This window comes from Vibrio sp. MED222, from assembly GCF_000153005.1.
In the GTDB taxonomy this organism is placed as follows: Bacteria; Pseudomonadota; Gammaproteobacteria; order Enterobacterales; family Vibrionaceae; genus Vibrio; species Vibrio tasmaniensis_A.
The window spans coordinates 44,888-58,833 of record NZ_CH902606.1; the positions used below are offsets into that span (position 1 = coordinate 44,888).

The 13,946-nt window shown below is 43.6% G+C and carries 12 protein-coding genes; 7 read left to right on the forward strand and 5 right to left on the reverse strand.

Annotated features, from left to right (window positions below):
• Positions 1-25: 25 nt before the first annotated feature.
• A complete protein-coding gene (locus tag MED222_RS20945; protein ID WP_009844775.1) occupies positions 26-1,225 on the reverse strand; it encodes a DEAD/DEAH box helicase in 1,200 nt (399 codons plus the stop codon).
• A 433-nt stretch (positions 1,226-1,658) separates the two neighbouring features.
• Here MED222_RS20945 and bluB point away from each other — a divergent pair, with 433 nt between their 5' ends.
• The 3 genes from bluB to MED222_RS20930 all read left to right on the forward strand — a co-directional run bounded on the left by bluB (position 1,659) and on the right by MED222_RS20930 (position 5,764).
• The gene (gene bluB / locus MED222_RS20940) at positions 1,659-2,315 is read left to right on the forward strand and encodes a 5,6-dimethylbenzimidazole synthase (RefSeq protein WP_009844776.1); all 657 of its coding nucleotides are present in this window, start codon (positions 1,659-1,661) and stop codon (positions 2,313-2,315) included.
• Positions 2,316-2,447: 132 nt separating this feature from the next.
• The gene (locus MED222_RS20935; protein WP_009844777.1) at positions 2,448-4,103 is read left to right on the forward strand and encodes an ABC transporter substrate-binding protein; all 1,656 of its coding nucleotides are present in this window, start codon (positions 2,448-2,450) and stop codon (positions 4,101-4,103) included.
• A 197-nt stretch (positions 4,104-4,300) separates the two neighbouring features.
• Positions 4,301-5,764 carry a hypothetical protein gene (locus tag MED222_RS20930; protein ID WP_009844778.1) on the forward strand — a complete coding sequence of 488 codons (1,464 nt, stop codon included), beginning with the start codon at positions 4,301-4,303 and terminating at the stop codon, positions 5,762-5,764.
• Positions 5,765-5,883: 119 nt separating this feature from the next.
• On the opposite strand, the gene MED222_RS20925 is transcribed toward MED222_RS20930, so the two are convergent.
• Positions 5,884-7,515 carry an NAD(P)/FAD-dependent oxidoreductase gene (locus tag MED222_RS20925; RefSeq protein ID WP_009844779.1) on the reverse strand — a complete coding sequence of 544 codons (1,632 nt, stop codon included), beginning with the start codon at positions 7,513-7,515 and terminating at the stop codon, positions 5,884-5,886.
• Between the two features lie 254 nt (positions 7,516-7,769).
• Here MED222_RS20925 and fdxA point away from each other — a divergent pair, with 254 nt between their 5' ends.
• Positions 7,770-8,093, forward strand: coding sequence for a ferredoxin FdxA (fdxA, locus tag MED222_RS20920; RefSeq protein WP_009844780.1), 324 nt, complete (start codon positions 7,770-7,772; stop codon positions 8,091-8,093).
• Positions 8,094-8,190: 97 nt separating this feature from the next.
• Here fdxA and MED222_RS20915 read toward each other — a convergent pair whose 3' ends face one another.
• From MED222_RS20915 to MED222_RS22385, 3 genes are all read right to left on the reverse strand, one after another.
• Entirely contained in the window at positions 8,191-8,925 is a 735-nt protein-coding gene (locus MED222_RS20915) for an RNA methyltransferase (RefSeq protein ID WP_009844781.1), read from the reverse strand.
• A 191-nt stretch (positions 8,926-9,116) separates the two neighbouring features.
• Positions 9,117-10,169: an aldo/keto reductase gene (locus MED222_RS20910; RefSeq protein ID WP_017099787.1), complete on the reverse strand. Its 1,053-nt coding sequence runs from the start codon at positions 10,167-10,169 to the stop codon at positions 9,117-9,119.
• A gap of 349 nt (positions 10,170-10,518) precedes the next feature.
• The gene (locus MED222_RS22385) at positions 10,519-10,665 is read right to left on the reverse strand and encodes a hypothetical protein (RefSeq protein ID WP_009844784.1); all 147 of its coding nucleotides are present in this window, start codon (positions 10,663-10,665) and stop codon (positions 10,519-10,521) included.
• Between the two features lie 349 nt (positions 10,666-11,014).
• On the opposite strand from MED222_RS22385, the gene pepT reads away from it, so the two are divergent.
• The 3 genes from pepT (at position 11,015) to MED222_RS20895 (ending at position 13,845) form a co-directional block, all read left to right on the forward strand.
• Complete coding sequence (gene pepT / locus MED222_RS20905) at positions 11,015-12,247, forward strand: peptidase T (RefSeq protein WP_009844785.1); 1,233 nt, start codon at positions 11,015-11,017, stop codon at positions 12,245-12,247.
• Between the two features lie 76 nt (positions 12,248-12,323).
• Entirely contained in the window at positions 12,324-12,791 is a 468-nt protein-coding gene (locus MED222_RS20900; RefSeq protein WP_009844786.1) for a DM13 domain-containing protein, read from the forward strand.
• Positions 12,792-13,002: 211 nt separating this feature from the next.
• Positions 13,003-13,845, forward strand: a complete 843-nt coding sequence (locus tag MED222_RS20895) for a mechanosensitive ion channel family protein (RefSeq protein WP_009844787.1) — start codon at positions 13,003-13,005, stop codon at positions 13,843-13,845.
• The last annotated feature ends 101 nt before the right edge of the window (positions 13,846-13,946 follow it).

Below are 13,946 nucleotides of genomic sequence, written 5' to 3' on the forward strand. Positions count from 1 at the left end.
ACTTTCGCATTGTCTAAACCTGACATTACTCAGGTTGCTGTAGGTCTCTTTTCTTTTTAGGCACGAAGTTCAATACAGAGATTGGCACTTCTTTGCGTGGTTCGAAACCTTCAACGACGCGACGCTCAATCAAGTGACCAAGACGTTTTTCGATAATGCACAGGTTCTTGAAGTTATCTTTCGATAGGAAAGAGATCGCTTCACCAGACGCATCAGCACGGCCTGTACGACCAATACGGTGAACATAGTCATCCGCTGGGAATGGGATGTCGTAGTTGACTACGCGGCTTAGATTATCAATATCGATACCACGAGCAGCAACACCTGTCGCAACTAGATATTTTAGACGGCCTTTTTTGAAATCAGCCAGAATCTTTTCACGAATCGCTTGGCTACGTCCACTGTGGAAAGCTTCCGCTTCGATACCACGCTTTTCAAGTTGGGCAACTAGCTTAGCCGCGCCGTGTTTGGTCTCGATAAAGATAAGCGCTTGGTCCCACTCACCGTCAGTGATCATGTGGCTTAACAGTGCAGATTTGCGGTCTTTATCTACAGTAACTAGCCATTGTTCGATGTTCGCTTTAGAAGCGTCAGTTTTGGCAATTGAAATCTCTTCTGCTTCACTGATTGCGCTTTTCGCTAGCGCACGAACTGGCGTTGATAGCGTTGCTGAGAACAATAGATTTTGAATGTTTTGTGGCAAACGCGCGATGATCTTGTTGATGTCTTCAATGAAACCCATGTCTAGCATGCGGTCTGCTTCATCAAGAACCAGAACTTCTACTTCATCAAAGTGAACGGCACGTTGTCCGTACATATCGATCAAACGACCTGGTGTTGCCACAAGAATATCGACGCCTTCAATCAAGCGGTCTTTCTGGTGTTGGTAAGATACGCCACCGTACATAGCTAATGATGTTAGGTTTAGAAACTTCGCGTACTTAGTAATGTTCTGTTCAACCTGAATCGCAAGCTCACGAGTTGGTGTCAGAATAACAGCGCGAATGCGTTTTTTACGTTGTGTTTCACCTTTACTTAGCATTTCTAAGATAGGGAGAACAAAGCTCGCAGTTTTACCTGTACCTGTTTGTGCAGCAGCAATTAGGTTCTTACCAGAAAGCACAATCGGAATTGCTTTTTCTTGAATAGAGGTTGGCTTTTCATAGCCTTGTTTTGCAACGGCTTTAACAATAGGTGAGCTTAATCCAAGCTTGGAAAATGGCATAAGTTTCTCGGTATGATTTGGCTAAATAGCGATGGAAAGGTTCAACAATCTTATACAAGGATAAGATTAATGGCGGCATTCTACCATGTTGCTTGTGTACTACTAGGGCATGTTGACCTTTCGAGCTGATTTTTGCAGCGAGTTGTTGGGTATTTATACAAGGCAGAGGCTTTGATGTGTAGCTAGCCTACATGAGAAGCCGATAACGTAGTAGAAATGACCAGCAAACGCTGCCCGAAGGGTTCGGCTAAAAGCGTTTTACTCTTTGTTGAGGGAGATTTGCTTAGAGTGACTAGGCTACTTCTCCCTCGCCGCGATTAAAACGCTTTTATCTCGAACAAAATTTAACCACGAAAGGTCAGCACGCCCTAGCAACATAGACACTTTAGTTGGATAATACTGGCTCAATAAGACGACGATAAGACAGGGATGTATGGAAATTACGCCGAATGAACGCGATGCAGTATATAAAACGATTTTTTCTCGCCGAGATGTTCGTGGTCAGTTTCTTCCTGATGAGATCCCAGAAGACGTTTTGATGCGTGTGCTAACCGCAGCGCACCATGCTCCCAGTGTTGGCTTTATGCAGCCTTGGGATTTTGTCGTTGTCCGTGATATCGAAACCAAGCAACAAATCAAAGCCGGTTTTAATCAGGCTCATGCGGAATCCGCGGAAATGTTCACCGATGAAAAGCAGGCAATGTATAAGCGTCTAAAGTTGGAAGGCATCGTCGAATCACCTATCGGTATCTGTGTGACCTGCGACCGCAATCGAACCGGAAAGGTCGTGCTAGGCAGAACCATCAAACAAGAAATGGATTTGTACAGCACCGTGTGTGCGGTTCAAAACCTATGGCTAGCAGCAAGAGCCGAAAACCTAGGCTTAGGGTGGGTGAGTATTCTTCACGACTCAACACTGCGAGACGCATTAGATATCCCAGAAAACATCGATATCGTGGCGTATCTGTGTATTGGTTACGTTGACCACTTCAAAGATAAGCCCGAACTTGAAACCATGGGCTGGCTACCAAGAAGAGACGTCAATTCAGCGATTCATGAAGGGAAGTGGAGCCCTAGTAAAACGGAGTGATTAAAGGCTTTTTTATCTAATTTATTGATATTTAAAGCCAAAACTTGTGATAGATATTTCAGTGTAAAGTTGAATTTATAAATTCATACTGATATTAATGACATTTGACATACAGCTCTAGTCTGGAATTCAATGAACGACGCTAACTTACGTAGACTTCAACAACTTATTGCAAAGTATGAAATAGGTGAAGAGTATCATCTAACGATCGATGATCTCGAACACTCGCTATCGACTTCTCGCAGAAACACTTCGATCATTCTTAAATGCTTATCGGAATATCGCTGGATTTGTTGGATTCCGTCTAAAGGGAGAGGGAAGCTTAGCCAATTTAGAATTTTGGTCAGCTTTCCCGAAGCATTAGAACAAGTGTTAGCGCTTCAGTTAGAACAGGGGGGCTTTAATGTTATTCCCCGTCTTCTAGAAAGCTATGGTGATGCGGCAATAAAGGCACTGACGCTAGCGACTGAAAAACATAGTCTGTTCAATCAACAACATGACCATTTACTGATCACTCAATATCCGTGGGTCGATAACCTTGAGCCAGCGAAAACATACCGAACTGCTGAACATCACATCTTAAGAAGCCTCTACAATACGCTACTAGTCCAAGATCATGATGGAAATCCCCAAGCGAGCCTCGCGCACCATTGGAAGATGGAAGGGCCCTTTCTGCATTTTTGGTTGAGACCGAATGTGTTATTCCATGACGGTGAAACTTTAACAGCCAAAGATGTTGCTCAATGTTTGTTGCAGCTAAAAAATATTGAAGGTCCGGTACAGTCTTTATTTGATCAGGTCAGTGATGTTCAAGTGGTGGGTGATAAACAACTGACTATTGAGCTGACATACGCAAACCCAATGTTTCTCCATGCTTTGACTAGTCCACACGCGTCTATTTATCGTCGTAAGCGTACTTATTTTTCGAGTGGCCGCAGTGCCTATATCGGAACAGGACCTTTCTCATTGGATGATTGGAGCGAAGAGCGCTTGGTTCTTAAACGTCACCGAGGTTACTTTGCTCAAAATGCCTTGTTAGAACAAATAACGCTTACCGACATAGAAGGTTTAAATGACCACACTCTGAGTTTTAATCAATCTGGCGTCGCTGAAGAAACCACCATCAATGCACTTTCGTATCTTGCGGTTAATCGTAGAGAAAAATCAGGTATAACCCCTGAAGAACTCGACAGGCTGGTATCGTTTATTAAGTCCAGTAGTAAAGAGTTCGATGCTGATATGGTGGCCGATGACTTGTCTTTCTCGCTTAGCGAACTAGCGTCCAGTAATCCAATTCCTAATTTGACGGGCACTGTTGTCCTAACACGACCTAGAATGACGATTCCTTTACTTCAAGAGATGGCTGATTGGCTACAACAAACTATTGTAAAGACAGGTGTTGCTATTGAAGTTGTTGAGCTTCCCAACATCAGTGACCCTAGCTCCATGAGTGAATCGGCAGACTTGTTATTCATTGAAGAAGTTATCGAACAGCCTGCCGATTACGGCCTTTACGATTGGCTACTTGCTTCATCTGGGCTTAGATTCATTTTCAACAGTTCTGAGATGAAGGCGCATTGCGAGAGAGTTAGAGCCGCTGTGAGTGGCGAGAACCTAATGAGCGACTTGAAAGAGATTGAAGGTTCGCTTTATCAACAGAAGTTACTTTGTCCGTTATTTCACGGTAAAGAGAAGGTTTTTAATAGTGTTGAGGTTCATGGCGTAGAGGTTAACCAAACCGGTTATAGTGATTTTTATAAGCTTTGGATAACTTCGAGCGAGAAGTAGTTAGTCCATTTTTACCCCATTTACCCATTTTTTAGTTTCTGTTCAAAATGAAAACATGCACGAATCGGCTAGCACCCTTTCATGTTTCTTTTGAATACCAATCGCTATTATGACTGGTCATGACTATCACAGTCATTCTCGGTCATCCCCCCAATGGCAACCCTACTTATTAATGTATTTTATTAGGATCTCATCGAATGAAACTTAAGCTTATTTCTATCGCACTTATAGCTGGTGGTCTTGCTGCTTGTGGCGGGGGAGGAGGCGGTGGTAGCAGTACAAGTGCTCCCGCTCCTCAAACAAAAACCTTACAAGGTGTTGCCATTGACGGGTATATTTCCGGTGCGACCGCGTTTCTAGACATCAATTATAATGGTGTATTGGATGAGGGAGAGCCAAGTAGTATCACGGACGATGAAGGCAGTTATCAATTGTCTTTAACTGGTTCTAACTCTGACTGTATGGACTATGCCCCAATTGTAGTGAATGTTCCGGTTGGTGCTATTGATGCGGATAGCCCTAATTCGCCGATTACTGAACCTTATCAATTGGTCTTCCCACCAGTAATGACAGTGAGTTCTGACCAAGAAATTAAATCTACTACGCCACTTACTACCGTTTTATGGAATCAGATCCAAGCCGACCTATATAAAGGTGGTTTAAACAGTTGTTCCGCTTTGAAGCAAGCTGTAAACACTCAAAATAGCATTATCCAAAATGTGAAGGAACATGATTTCCGAATTGCGAATCGATATAACATTGCAGTGAAAGACTTGTATGGCGACTTCGTTAAAGCCCAAAACACTGAGCTTTATGAATTAGCGCAGAAAATGATGCCAGCCATTAAAAAGTCGTATCAAGAGACTAAAGATATTCAAAAAGAAAACCCCAAAGCTCAGCAAGCCTATGTTGATTATTATTGGGAGCATTGGGACTATTCTAAAAAGAACGAAATTAATAAGTGGTATAAAGTTAAAACAGTGATGACCGCTGACAAGCTGATTGTTATTGAACATGAAGTGTCAGCTGATCTTCAAACAGAACTAGAATTAAATAAGCACATTGAGCGTAATAGCCAGAAGAAAAATGGTTTGGAATATGACAAGGAAGCTTGGTTTTCATTGAGCAGTGATGGAACGCAGCACTCGTGTTCAGTTCAGGAAACAATTAAACAACAGGTGCAACCCAATTCACTAACCACCTTTGGTGTAAAGAATAGTGGTTGGTCTCAACAGCCTGATTGGGAAAGCTGTTCCACTCAAAGTGTGGGTAATGGATTTAGCCAAACTTTAACGTCAGATGTTGTTGGTGATTATAAAGACCAGTTTACTCAAACTCAGGTGAAGTACCATTATGGTTCAAATGCTCCTTACCCTGAGTGGGTCAATTTAGGTGATACTTTATCTAATATCTCACGAAGCGACTTTGATGTATTAAACTATCTATCAGTTGATTTCAATGAGAACACTGCACACGGTTCAGATAGTTGGACTCGTCATAAATATGCGCACATTGAAAATACACCTTTTGATTATACTCAGACGATAACGTCTAAAGATTCTCAAGGTAACTGGACTAGAGGTTATTATTACCAGAATGGGACAAGTCTGTTTGAGTGTTCAAATGATGGTGTGAACTGGTCAAAAAACACTTGTAAGTAAAGCCCGTCGATACCGAGTAAATCTAGATAATCCGTATGCAATAAAAAATCCAGTGTCTACAAGGCACTGGATTTTTAGTTTTGGCTGACCGTTATTTAGCTTTGGTTTATCGAAAGAGTCTAAGCGATCTCAATCTTCTCAGCTTGGTTCTGTTCGACCATAGACAGTGCCAGCGCTTCCGCCGCTTTAATACCATCGATACCAGCAGATAGGATACCACCCGCGTAGCCTGCGCCTTCACCTGCAGGGAAGAAGCCTTTAAGGTTGATGCTTTGGTAGTCTTTGCCACGTTTGATGCATACAGGAGAAGACGTACGAGTCTCAACACCGGTTAGTAGGCCATCTGGCGTAGAGAAACCTTTGATCTTCTTCTCGAACGCTGGGATTGCTTCACGAATCGCTTCGATAGCAAAATCAGGCAGCGCTTTTGAAATATCAGTCAGGTGGATACCCGGTGTGAATGATGGTTTTACTTCACCGATTTCACTTGGATCGCGACCTTTTAGGAAGTCACCGATTTTCTGTGCAGGGGCGTCGTAGTTCTCGCCACCAAGAACATAAGCCGCACTTTCTAACTCACGCTGTAAACGGATACCTGCTAGTGCGTCACCTGGGTAATCACGCTCTGGGTCGATACCTACAACGATTGCGCTGTTTGCGTTACGTTCTGCACGAGAATATTGGCTCATGCCGTTCGTTACTACGCGGCCTTCTTCAGACGTTGCAGCTACTACAGTACCGCCTGGGCACATACAGAAGCTGTATACAGTGCGGCCATTCTTACAGTGGTGAACCAGTTTGTAGTCCGCTGCACCTAGGATTGGGTTGCCTGCGTTCTTACCGAAACGAGCTTCATCGATCATCGATTGCTTGTGTTCGATACGGAAACCAACAGAAAAAGGCTTAGCTTCCATGTAAACGCCACGTTCGTGCAGCATTTCAAACGTATCACGAGCACTATGGCCAACAGCCAGTACAACGTGGCGAGATTTGATCTCTTCACCGTTAGAAAGCGTCAAGCCAGTGATTTGACCGTCTTCCATGTGAACGTCATCAACGCGAGTGCTGAATCGGATTTCGCCACCTAGCTCAATGATAGAAGCACGCATCTTCTCGATCATGGTAACCAGTTTAAAGGTACCGATGTGCGGCTTACTTACGTATAGGATTTCTTCAGGTGCACCTGCAGCTACGAATTCTTCGATTACCTTACGGCCGTAGTGCTTTGGATCTTTAACTTGGCTGTATAGCTTACCGTCAGAGAATGTACCTGCGCCACCTTCACCAAACTGTACGTTTGATTCAGTGTTCAGAGTGCGCTTACGCCAGAAACCAAAGGTATCTTTCGTACGTTCACGAACTTCTTTACCACGCTCAACGATGATTGGATTGAAGCCCATTTGAGCAAGCACTAGGCCTGCGAACAAACCACAAGGGCCAAAACCGATAACGACAGGGCGCTCAGTTTGGTTCTCAACCGCTTTAGCCACGAATTTGTACTCCATGTCAGGAGTCACTTTTACGTGCGGGTCGCTAATGAATTGCTCTAACAACTCAGCTTCGTTTTCAACGAGAACATCAAGCGTGTAGATAAGTAAGATTTTTGATTTCTTACGAGCATCGTAGCCACGTTTAAAGATATTAAAAGAAAGTACCTGATCAGAATTAATGCCAAGCTTCGCTTCAATAGCAGCTTGAATGGCTGATTCTTCGTGGTCTAGAGGGAGTTTAATTTCGGTTAAACGTATCATTTCGATGTCTCGTCTTTATAGGTGTCTTAGCTAGACCGCTTCTAAACGCAGAGTTTGATGAAAACGCTGATGTTGAAAGAAGCGATAAGCTCACAATGGCGCGCATTTTACGAGAAATTGATTTATCTGTCATACTAATTTGGAAACATGGAGCAAATAGACACGATATTAGAGCCGTATGATGTTGAATTTTGCCTTGGGATGAGTATTATCCTCCATTCTTCAATTTTGACTAACTTATAGAGCAGAGCATCATGGCATTTGTCGTAGGCGATAACTGTATTCAATGTAAATACACGGACTGTGTGGCGGTATGCCCCGCAGATGCGTTCCATGAAGGCCCGAATTTCATGGTAATCAACCCAATCGAATGCATTGATTGTGGTTTATGTGTACCTGAATGCGATGCTCAAGCGATCTTCCAAGAAGATGATCTGCCAGAAGATCAAAAGATCTTTATTGAAGTGAATGCCGAGCTTGCCGAAATCTGGCCGGTACAAACTGAAGTCAAAGCACCGATGGATGAAGCTGAAAAGTGGAATGGTGTCGCTGATAAGTTGGCAATGCTAGAAAAGTAATTGTTGAAAAGAACTCAAATAAAAAGGCGTACTAATTTAATCAATACGCCTTTTTTAATATCTGAGCAGTGTCGACTGGCTCGTTAGCTTATGAAATTTAGCTATGCTGACGACGCATGTTGTCGAGAATAATACCTGTCGCCATTGCTACATTCAGAGACTCTGCGCCACCGAATGCTGGAATCGTAATCTTGTCTGTCACGAATTTAGCGGCGTGTTCACGAATACCGTGAGACTCACTGCCCATCAGTAAAATACCGTTGGCAGTAAATTCCGTCTTATGAACACTTTCACCTTCTAAGAACGCTCCGTAAACAGGCAGGTTCGCTTGCTCTAAGTATTCAGGTAAGTCTGTTTGGCTTACGTGTACTCGGCCAAAGCTGCCCATGGTCGCGCTGATCGTTTTCGGGTTGTATGGGTCTGCACAATCGCTGCTCGCAACGATATGCTTAATGCCATACCAGTCTGCTACGCGAATAATCGTACCTAGGTTGCCCGGATCAGATACACCATCCAGTGCAATCATTAACCCAGTAGCTTTTGGTAATTCAAACGTTGGGATCTCAACAACAGCAATCGCCGCATTGTTACTCACCAAAGTACTCGCTTTGGTTAGGTCATCAAGCGAGGCTTCAACACAATCAAACTCAAACAGTGACGCGTGATTTTCAGATAAGAAATCAGCCGTAGCAAAGACGTTCTTTACGACTAAGTCACTATTGAACAGCTCAAGTACGTTTTTTTCACCTTGAACTAGAAACAGGCCGTGGGCTTTACGTTGTTTCTTTTGGCCCAAAGCACGAAGGAGTTTTAATTGGTTTTTTGAAATCATGTTTTTATCCTAGATATAAGCCCGCGCATTATAGAGCAAAGGTTGGATAACCAAAAGCGTGATAACTCAATGCGATCCACTAAAAAGCAAAAGCAACCCACTTAAAAAAGAAAAGCGCACTAAATAGCGCGCTCTTATCTGATTTTATCATCTAACATTAAGCTGAACCCAAGATTAGCTGACCTGTATGATTAATATGGGGCAGGGTAGCGCTTAAACACTGTGTTGATATCGGTAAGGATCTCTTCTGACAACGGTTTGCTGAACGCTGCTACGTTCTCTTTCAGTTGTTCCATTGTGGTTGCGCCAATAATAGTGGAGGTGACACCATCAACTTGATTACACCACGCTAAAGCTAGTTGGCTCGGTGTAAATCCGTGAGCGTTCGCAACTTCGACATATCCTTTTACGGCTTCATTGGCAGACTCAGTGTCGCGGAAAATGCCTTTACGCTGCATGTAAGTCCAACGGCTTCCTTCTGGTCTCGCACCATCAATGTATTTGCCACTCAGCATGCCCGCTGCTAACGGTGACCATGGTAGGTAGGCGACGTCTTCGTGCACACAGTTTTCAATCAAATAAGGCCAGTCTTTCGCGTGCAGCAGGCTAAATTCATTCTGAATAGAGACCATTCGCGGTAAATCATGCTTCTCACTGAGTTTAAGGTAAGTGTTAATGCCCCAAGTGGTGTCATCAGACAAACCAACATGACGGATTTTTCCGGCTTTAATGCAGCTCGCTAGTGCTTGGAGGATCTCTAGCATCTCCGCTTCATGCTGCTTTCGGTCGATATCACTGAATCGAATATGATTCGGGAAATGCTTGCCAAAGTGAGGCGTCGTTCGGTTTGGCCAATGCAGTTGGTAAAGGTCGATATAGTCCGTTTGTAAACGCGCTAGTGAAGCGTCAACCGCTGCAATTACAGCTTCCCCCGTGATTGGCCCGCCATCTCGAACCCAAGGCAATCCCGGACCTGCAATTTTGCTGGCGATGATGACTTCTTGGCGGCGCTGCGGATTGCGAGCTAACCAGTTACCTATGATTGCTTCCGTTTTACCGTAGGTGTCTGGAGACGGTGGTACTGCGTACATCTCTGCGGTATCGATAAAGTTAATACCTTGGCTTAGCGAGTATTCGATTTGTTGGTCAGCTTGTTGTTGCGTATTTTGCAGCCCCCAAGTCATGCTGCCAAGGCAGATTCGGGAAACGGGAATTTGACTACTTCCTAGTTTTGAGTATTCCATTAAATTCGGGGTTCCTGTAGTGAGGCTCGTTAGTGCTCGCAGTGTGGATATTGAAAAAGGGCGAGTGAGGAATGAAAACGAATATAAATTATTAGCACAAAATGGCAACACAGGGTATGGCTTGGGCAAGTTTAATGAGTCATTTCTCATTGCAACAAATGAGTCTGCTTGATGATTGAGAAGCAACATACAAAAGACGCGATAGATAACAAGGTGTTAATAGATCAGGCGCCTGAATGAAGCTGCATTGGGATAGGAGAAAGGTTCAGAGACAAAAGAGCTCTACATCAACGAGAAGTAGAGCTCTTTTTTTAGGGGTTCTATAAACAAGTTCTGAGTATTGATTAAGTTACGAGGTCGCGTTGGTGTCAAAACCACCTTGAGATTGCGCCTGTCTTAGAGCTTCCTGCCTTTGAACTTCTTTCTCAGTTAATACTGGTTGAAGCGTTTCCTCAGAGGCTTGAGGAGAGAAAATGAAATATTTATTAATCGTCATAACTGTGTCTCCGTGTAACGTATGACAGATTCTGCATCAAGGATAAATTGTGATCATCATCCACTTTGTACTTTTTTTAGGCTGAGAGCGGAGGGCGTAGAATGCGTACAAAGCGATCGCTTATCATCCGTATGCAATGTTGAACTGACGAAACCCTCTGTTTTCAAGTATAGGAAGCGCATCTAATTTCGCACAACAATGATTTAGAGCAATTACATACATGGTCAGGGGCGTAAGATGAAAAGCCTCGCGACTGACTCTGCGTACGTATTTGTCTAAAAATACATCGCTTATCTATCTTAATAATTAGGTCAGTAAATCAATTACTTAATCCATGGTGAGATGAATTATGGAAAAGCTTGTAGAACGTTTCCTGAATTACGTTACTTTTGATACTAAATCCGATCCTTCTAATCAGCAATGCCCAAGTTCACCGGGTCAAATTACTTTTGCTGAAGCCTTAAAGTTAGAATTGGTTGCATTAGAGTTAGTTGATGTGTCTTTAGACGAAAATGGCTATTTGATGGCGAAACTGCCGTCGAATGTCGATTATCCAGTGCCTGCGATTGGCTTTGTGGCGCATATGGATACCGCTCCTGATGCTTCAGGAGCAAATGTGAAACCACAAGTGATTAAAGATTACCAAGGTGGAACGATTGAATTAGGTGAAAGTGGCGAGAGTTTGAACCCAAGCCAATACCCAGACCTTGATGCCCTGCATGGTCATGACCTAATCACGACGGATGGCACGACTCTGCTTGGTGCCGATAACAAAGCGGGCATCGCTGAAATCATCAGTGCGATTGCTTACCTGAAAGCGAATCCAGACATCAAACACGGCGACATCTGCATTGGTTTCACACCGGATGAAGAGATTGGCCGCGGTGCGAACCTGTTTGACGTTGAAAAATTTGGCGCCGAGTGGGCGTACACCATCGATGGTGGGCCAGTAGGGGAGTTGGAATTTGAGAACTTTAATGCCACGAGCGCTGATGTTATCTGTCATGGCGTGAACGTTCATCCAGGTACCGCCAAAGGTAAAATGGTGAACTCAATGAACATTGCAGCGCAATTCCAACTGATGATGCCTGCGCAAGAAACACCAGAGTGCACAGAAGGTTATGAAGGTTTTTACCACCTGAAGTCGGCTGAAATGGGTGTGGCTCGCTCTGAACTGGGATACATCATCCGTGATTTTGAACGTGAGGGTGTAGAAGCGCGTAAGGCATTCATGCAACAGAAAGTGGATGAGCTGAATGAGCGTCTTGAGAAAGGCCGTGTTGAGCTGGTGCTAACCGATAGCTACTTCAATATGAAAGAGATGGTTGAACCGCATCAACATATTATTGAATTAGCGAAGCAAGCGATGATTGAGTGCGATGTTGAGCCAATGATCAAGCCTATCCGAGGTGGTACAGACGGTGCTCGCTTATCTTTCATGGGGCTACCGTGTCCGAATATCTTTACTGGTGGCTACAACTTCCACGGTATTCACGAGTTCATTACCATTCAAGGCATGGAACAAGCGGTAGAAGTGATCGTGAAACTCTCTCAACGTACCGCTATTCACTATCAAAAATAGCCGCCTAAAACGCGATATCTCTTTGTATTTTTGAGAGTATTCATTAATACTCTCTTTAAGCATAAGGGAGTACGCGATGAAAAATTTAGTTTTACTTTGCACCCACTTAGCCGTGGGTGCTTTTGGTTTTGGGCTTGGTGTCTATGCACTACCTATCTTGATTGAGCCTGATTCTCCTTCCTCAAGTTCTGTTGAAGCGATCAGTCAGCAGGCGATCTATACAGGTGAGTTCACCAAAGACCGACAAGACAGTGACTTTTTGCATTGGGGAGAGGGCATCGTCTCTGTCTCTGAAAGTGCGATAGCTTTTGAAGGTGAATTGGCGCCGGGGCCGGATTATAAGGTTTACCTATCACCTAAGTTTATTGAAACCGAACAGGCATTCAATGACAGCAAGAGTGAGTTACTGAGAGTCGGAGATGTGAAAACATTCGACCGATTTATGGTTAACCTCCCAGAAGGTACTGATCTTAATCGATTTAATACCGTTGTGATTTGGTGTGAAACTTTTGGCCAATTTATTACTTCTGCCAAGATAAAATGATAGCCTTACTAGGGCGTGTTGATCTTTCGAACAAAATTTAACCGCGAAAGGTCAACACGCCCTAATAGCTGATAAAAGCATGAAAAGGAGCGCTCTATTTTTGAGCGCTTTTTTATAATGCGTTTATTGGATTGAGTCAGTCGCTGTAAAGCTCATCGTTTTAATGCTCGTCGTTATAAAGCTTAATTGTTGTAATACAAAGGAATAAATAATGGAAAAGATGTGGCAAGTAATAGATTTCTTACTCGCTAATAAGTTTATTTTTAGTGTGCTGATCATCTGCATTATATTAATAATCCGACGAATCACTTTGTCTCGAATCCGTGGTGATGTCGCTTTTCTTAGTGAAGACCAACGTAACTGGATGTCACGTACCAAAAACGGCACATTCGCGATTATTGTTGTGACGTTATTCGTGCTGTGGAAATCCGAAATCAGCGAATTTGCGCTGTCTGTTACAGCTATTGCGGTTGCGATAGTCGTGGCTTCAAAAGAGATCATTCTCTGTTTTACTGGCTCTATTCAGCGTGCGAGTTCTCGCTCATTTCGAATTGGTGATTGGATTGAAGTGGGCAAAATCAGCGGTGAGGTGATTGAGCACAACTTGATGGCGACTGTGATTCAAGAAATCGATTTGTATCATGGGCAATATCACTTCACTGGCAAGACTGCCACGCTGCCTAATAGTATGTTCTTCACTTATCCGGTAAAGAACCTCAACTTCATGAAGCGCTACGTTTATCATAACTTTTTTGTGACGGTGAAAGACTTTGTAAACCTATACCCTATGGTGCCGGGTCTTATTGTGAAAATTGAAGAGCATTGTGAAGAGTTTATCGATGTTGCCCGTCGTTACAATGGTGTGATTGAGAAGCACGCTGGGGTTGACCTTCCTGGCTCTGAACCGCACATTCATATCACGAGCAGCTCAACGGGTGAGCAAGAAGTCCATTTTATGATCTTCTGCCCGACAGAGAAAGCGATTCACCTTGAACAGGATATCCGTAAAGATTTCATGGAAGCTTACGCGTTGGCATTTCCCTCAAGTGACTAATACGATGCTGGAAGCTAACAAGTCCGAATAAAAAGAAAGCCGAGAGCGATAATATCGACTCTCGGCTTTTTTGTATTTGAGATCTAGACTTAGACCTGAGA

Excerpts from the sequence above, each read along its gene's own strand:
- MED222_RS20945 (WP_009844775.1), bottom strand. The coding sequence starts at position 1,225 with ATGCCATTTTCCAAGCTTGGATTAAGCTCACCTATTGTTAAAGCCGTT.
- bluB (WP_009844776.1), top strand. The coding sequence starts at position 1,659 with ATGGAAATTACGCCGAATGAACGCGATGCAGTATATAAAACGATTTTT.
- MED222_RS20935 (WP_009844777.1), top strand. The coding sequence starts at position 2,448 with ATGAACGACGCTAACTTACGTAGACTTCAACAACTTATTGCAAAGTAT.
- MED222_RS20930 (WP_009844778.1), top strand. The coding sequence starts at position 4,301 with ATGAAACTTAAGCTTATTTCTATCGCACTTATAGCTGGTGGTCTTGCT.
- MED222_RS20925 (WP_009844779.1), bottom strand. The coding sequence starts at position 7,515 with ATGATACGTTTAACCGAAATTAAACTCCCTCTAGACCACGAAGAATCA.
- fdxA (WP_009844780.1), top strand. The coding sequence starts at position 7,770 with ATGGCATTTGTCGTAGGCGATAACTGTATTCAATGTAAATACACGGAC.
- MED222_RS20915 (WP_009844781.1), bottom strand. The coding sequence starts at position 8,925 with ATGATTTCAAAAAACCAATTAAAACTCCTTCGTGCTTTGGGCCAAAAG.
- MED222_RS20910 (WP_017099787.1), bottom strand. The coding sequence starts at position 10,169 with ATGGAATACTCAAAACTAGGAAGTAGTCAAATTCCCGTTTCCCGAATC.
- MED222_RS22385 (WP_009844784.1), bottom strand. The coding sequence starts at position 10,665 with ATGACGATTAATAAATATTTCATTTTCTCTCCTCAAGCCTCTGAGGAA.
- pepT (WP_009844785.1), top strand. The coding sequence starts at position 11,015 with ATGGAAAAGCTTGTAGAACGTTTCCTGAATTACGTTACTTTTGATACT.
- MED222_RS20900 (WP_009844786.1), top strand. The coding sequence starts at position 12,324 with ATGAAAAATTTAGTTTTACTTTGCACCCACTTAGCCGTGGGTGCTTTT.
- MED222_RS20895 (WP_009844787.1), top strand. The coding sequence starts at position 13,003 with ATGGAAAAGATGTGGCAAGTAATAGATTTCTTACTCGCTAATAAGTTT.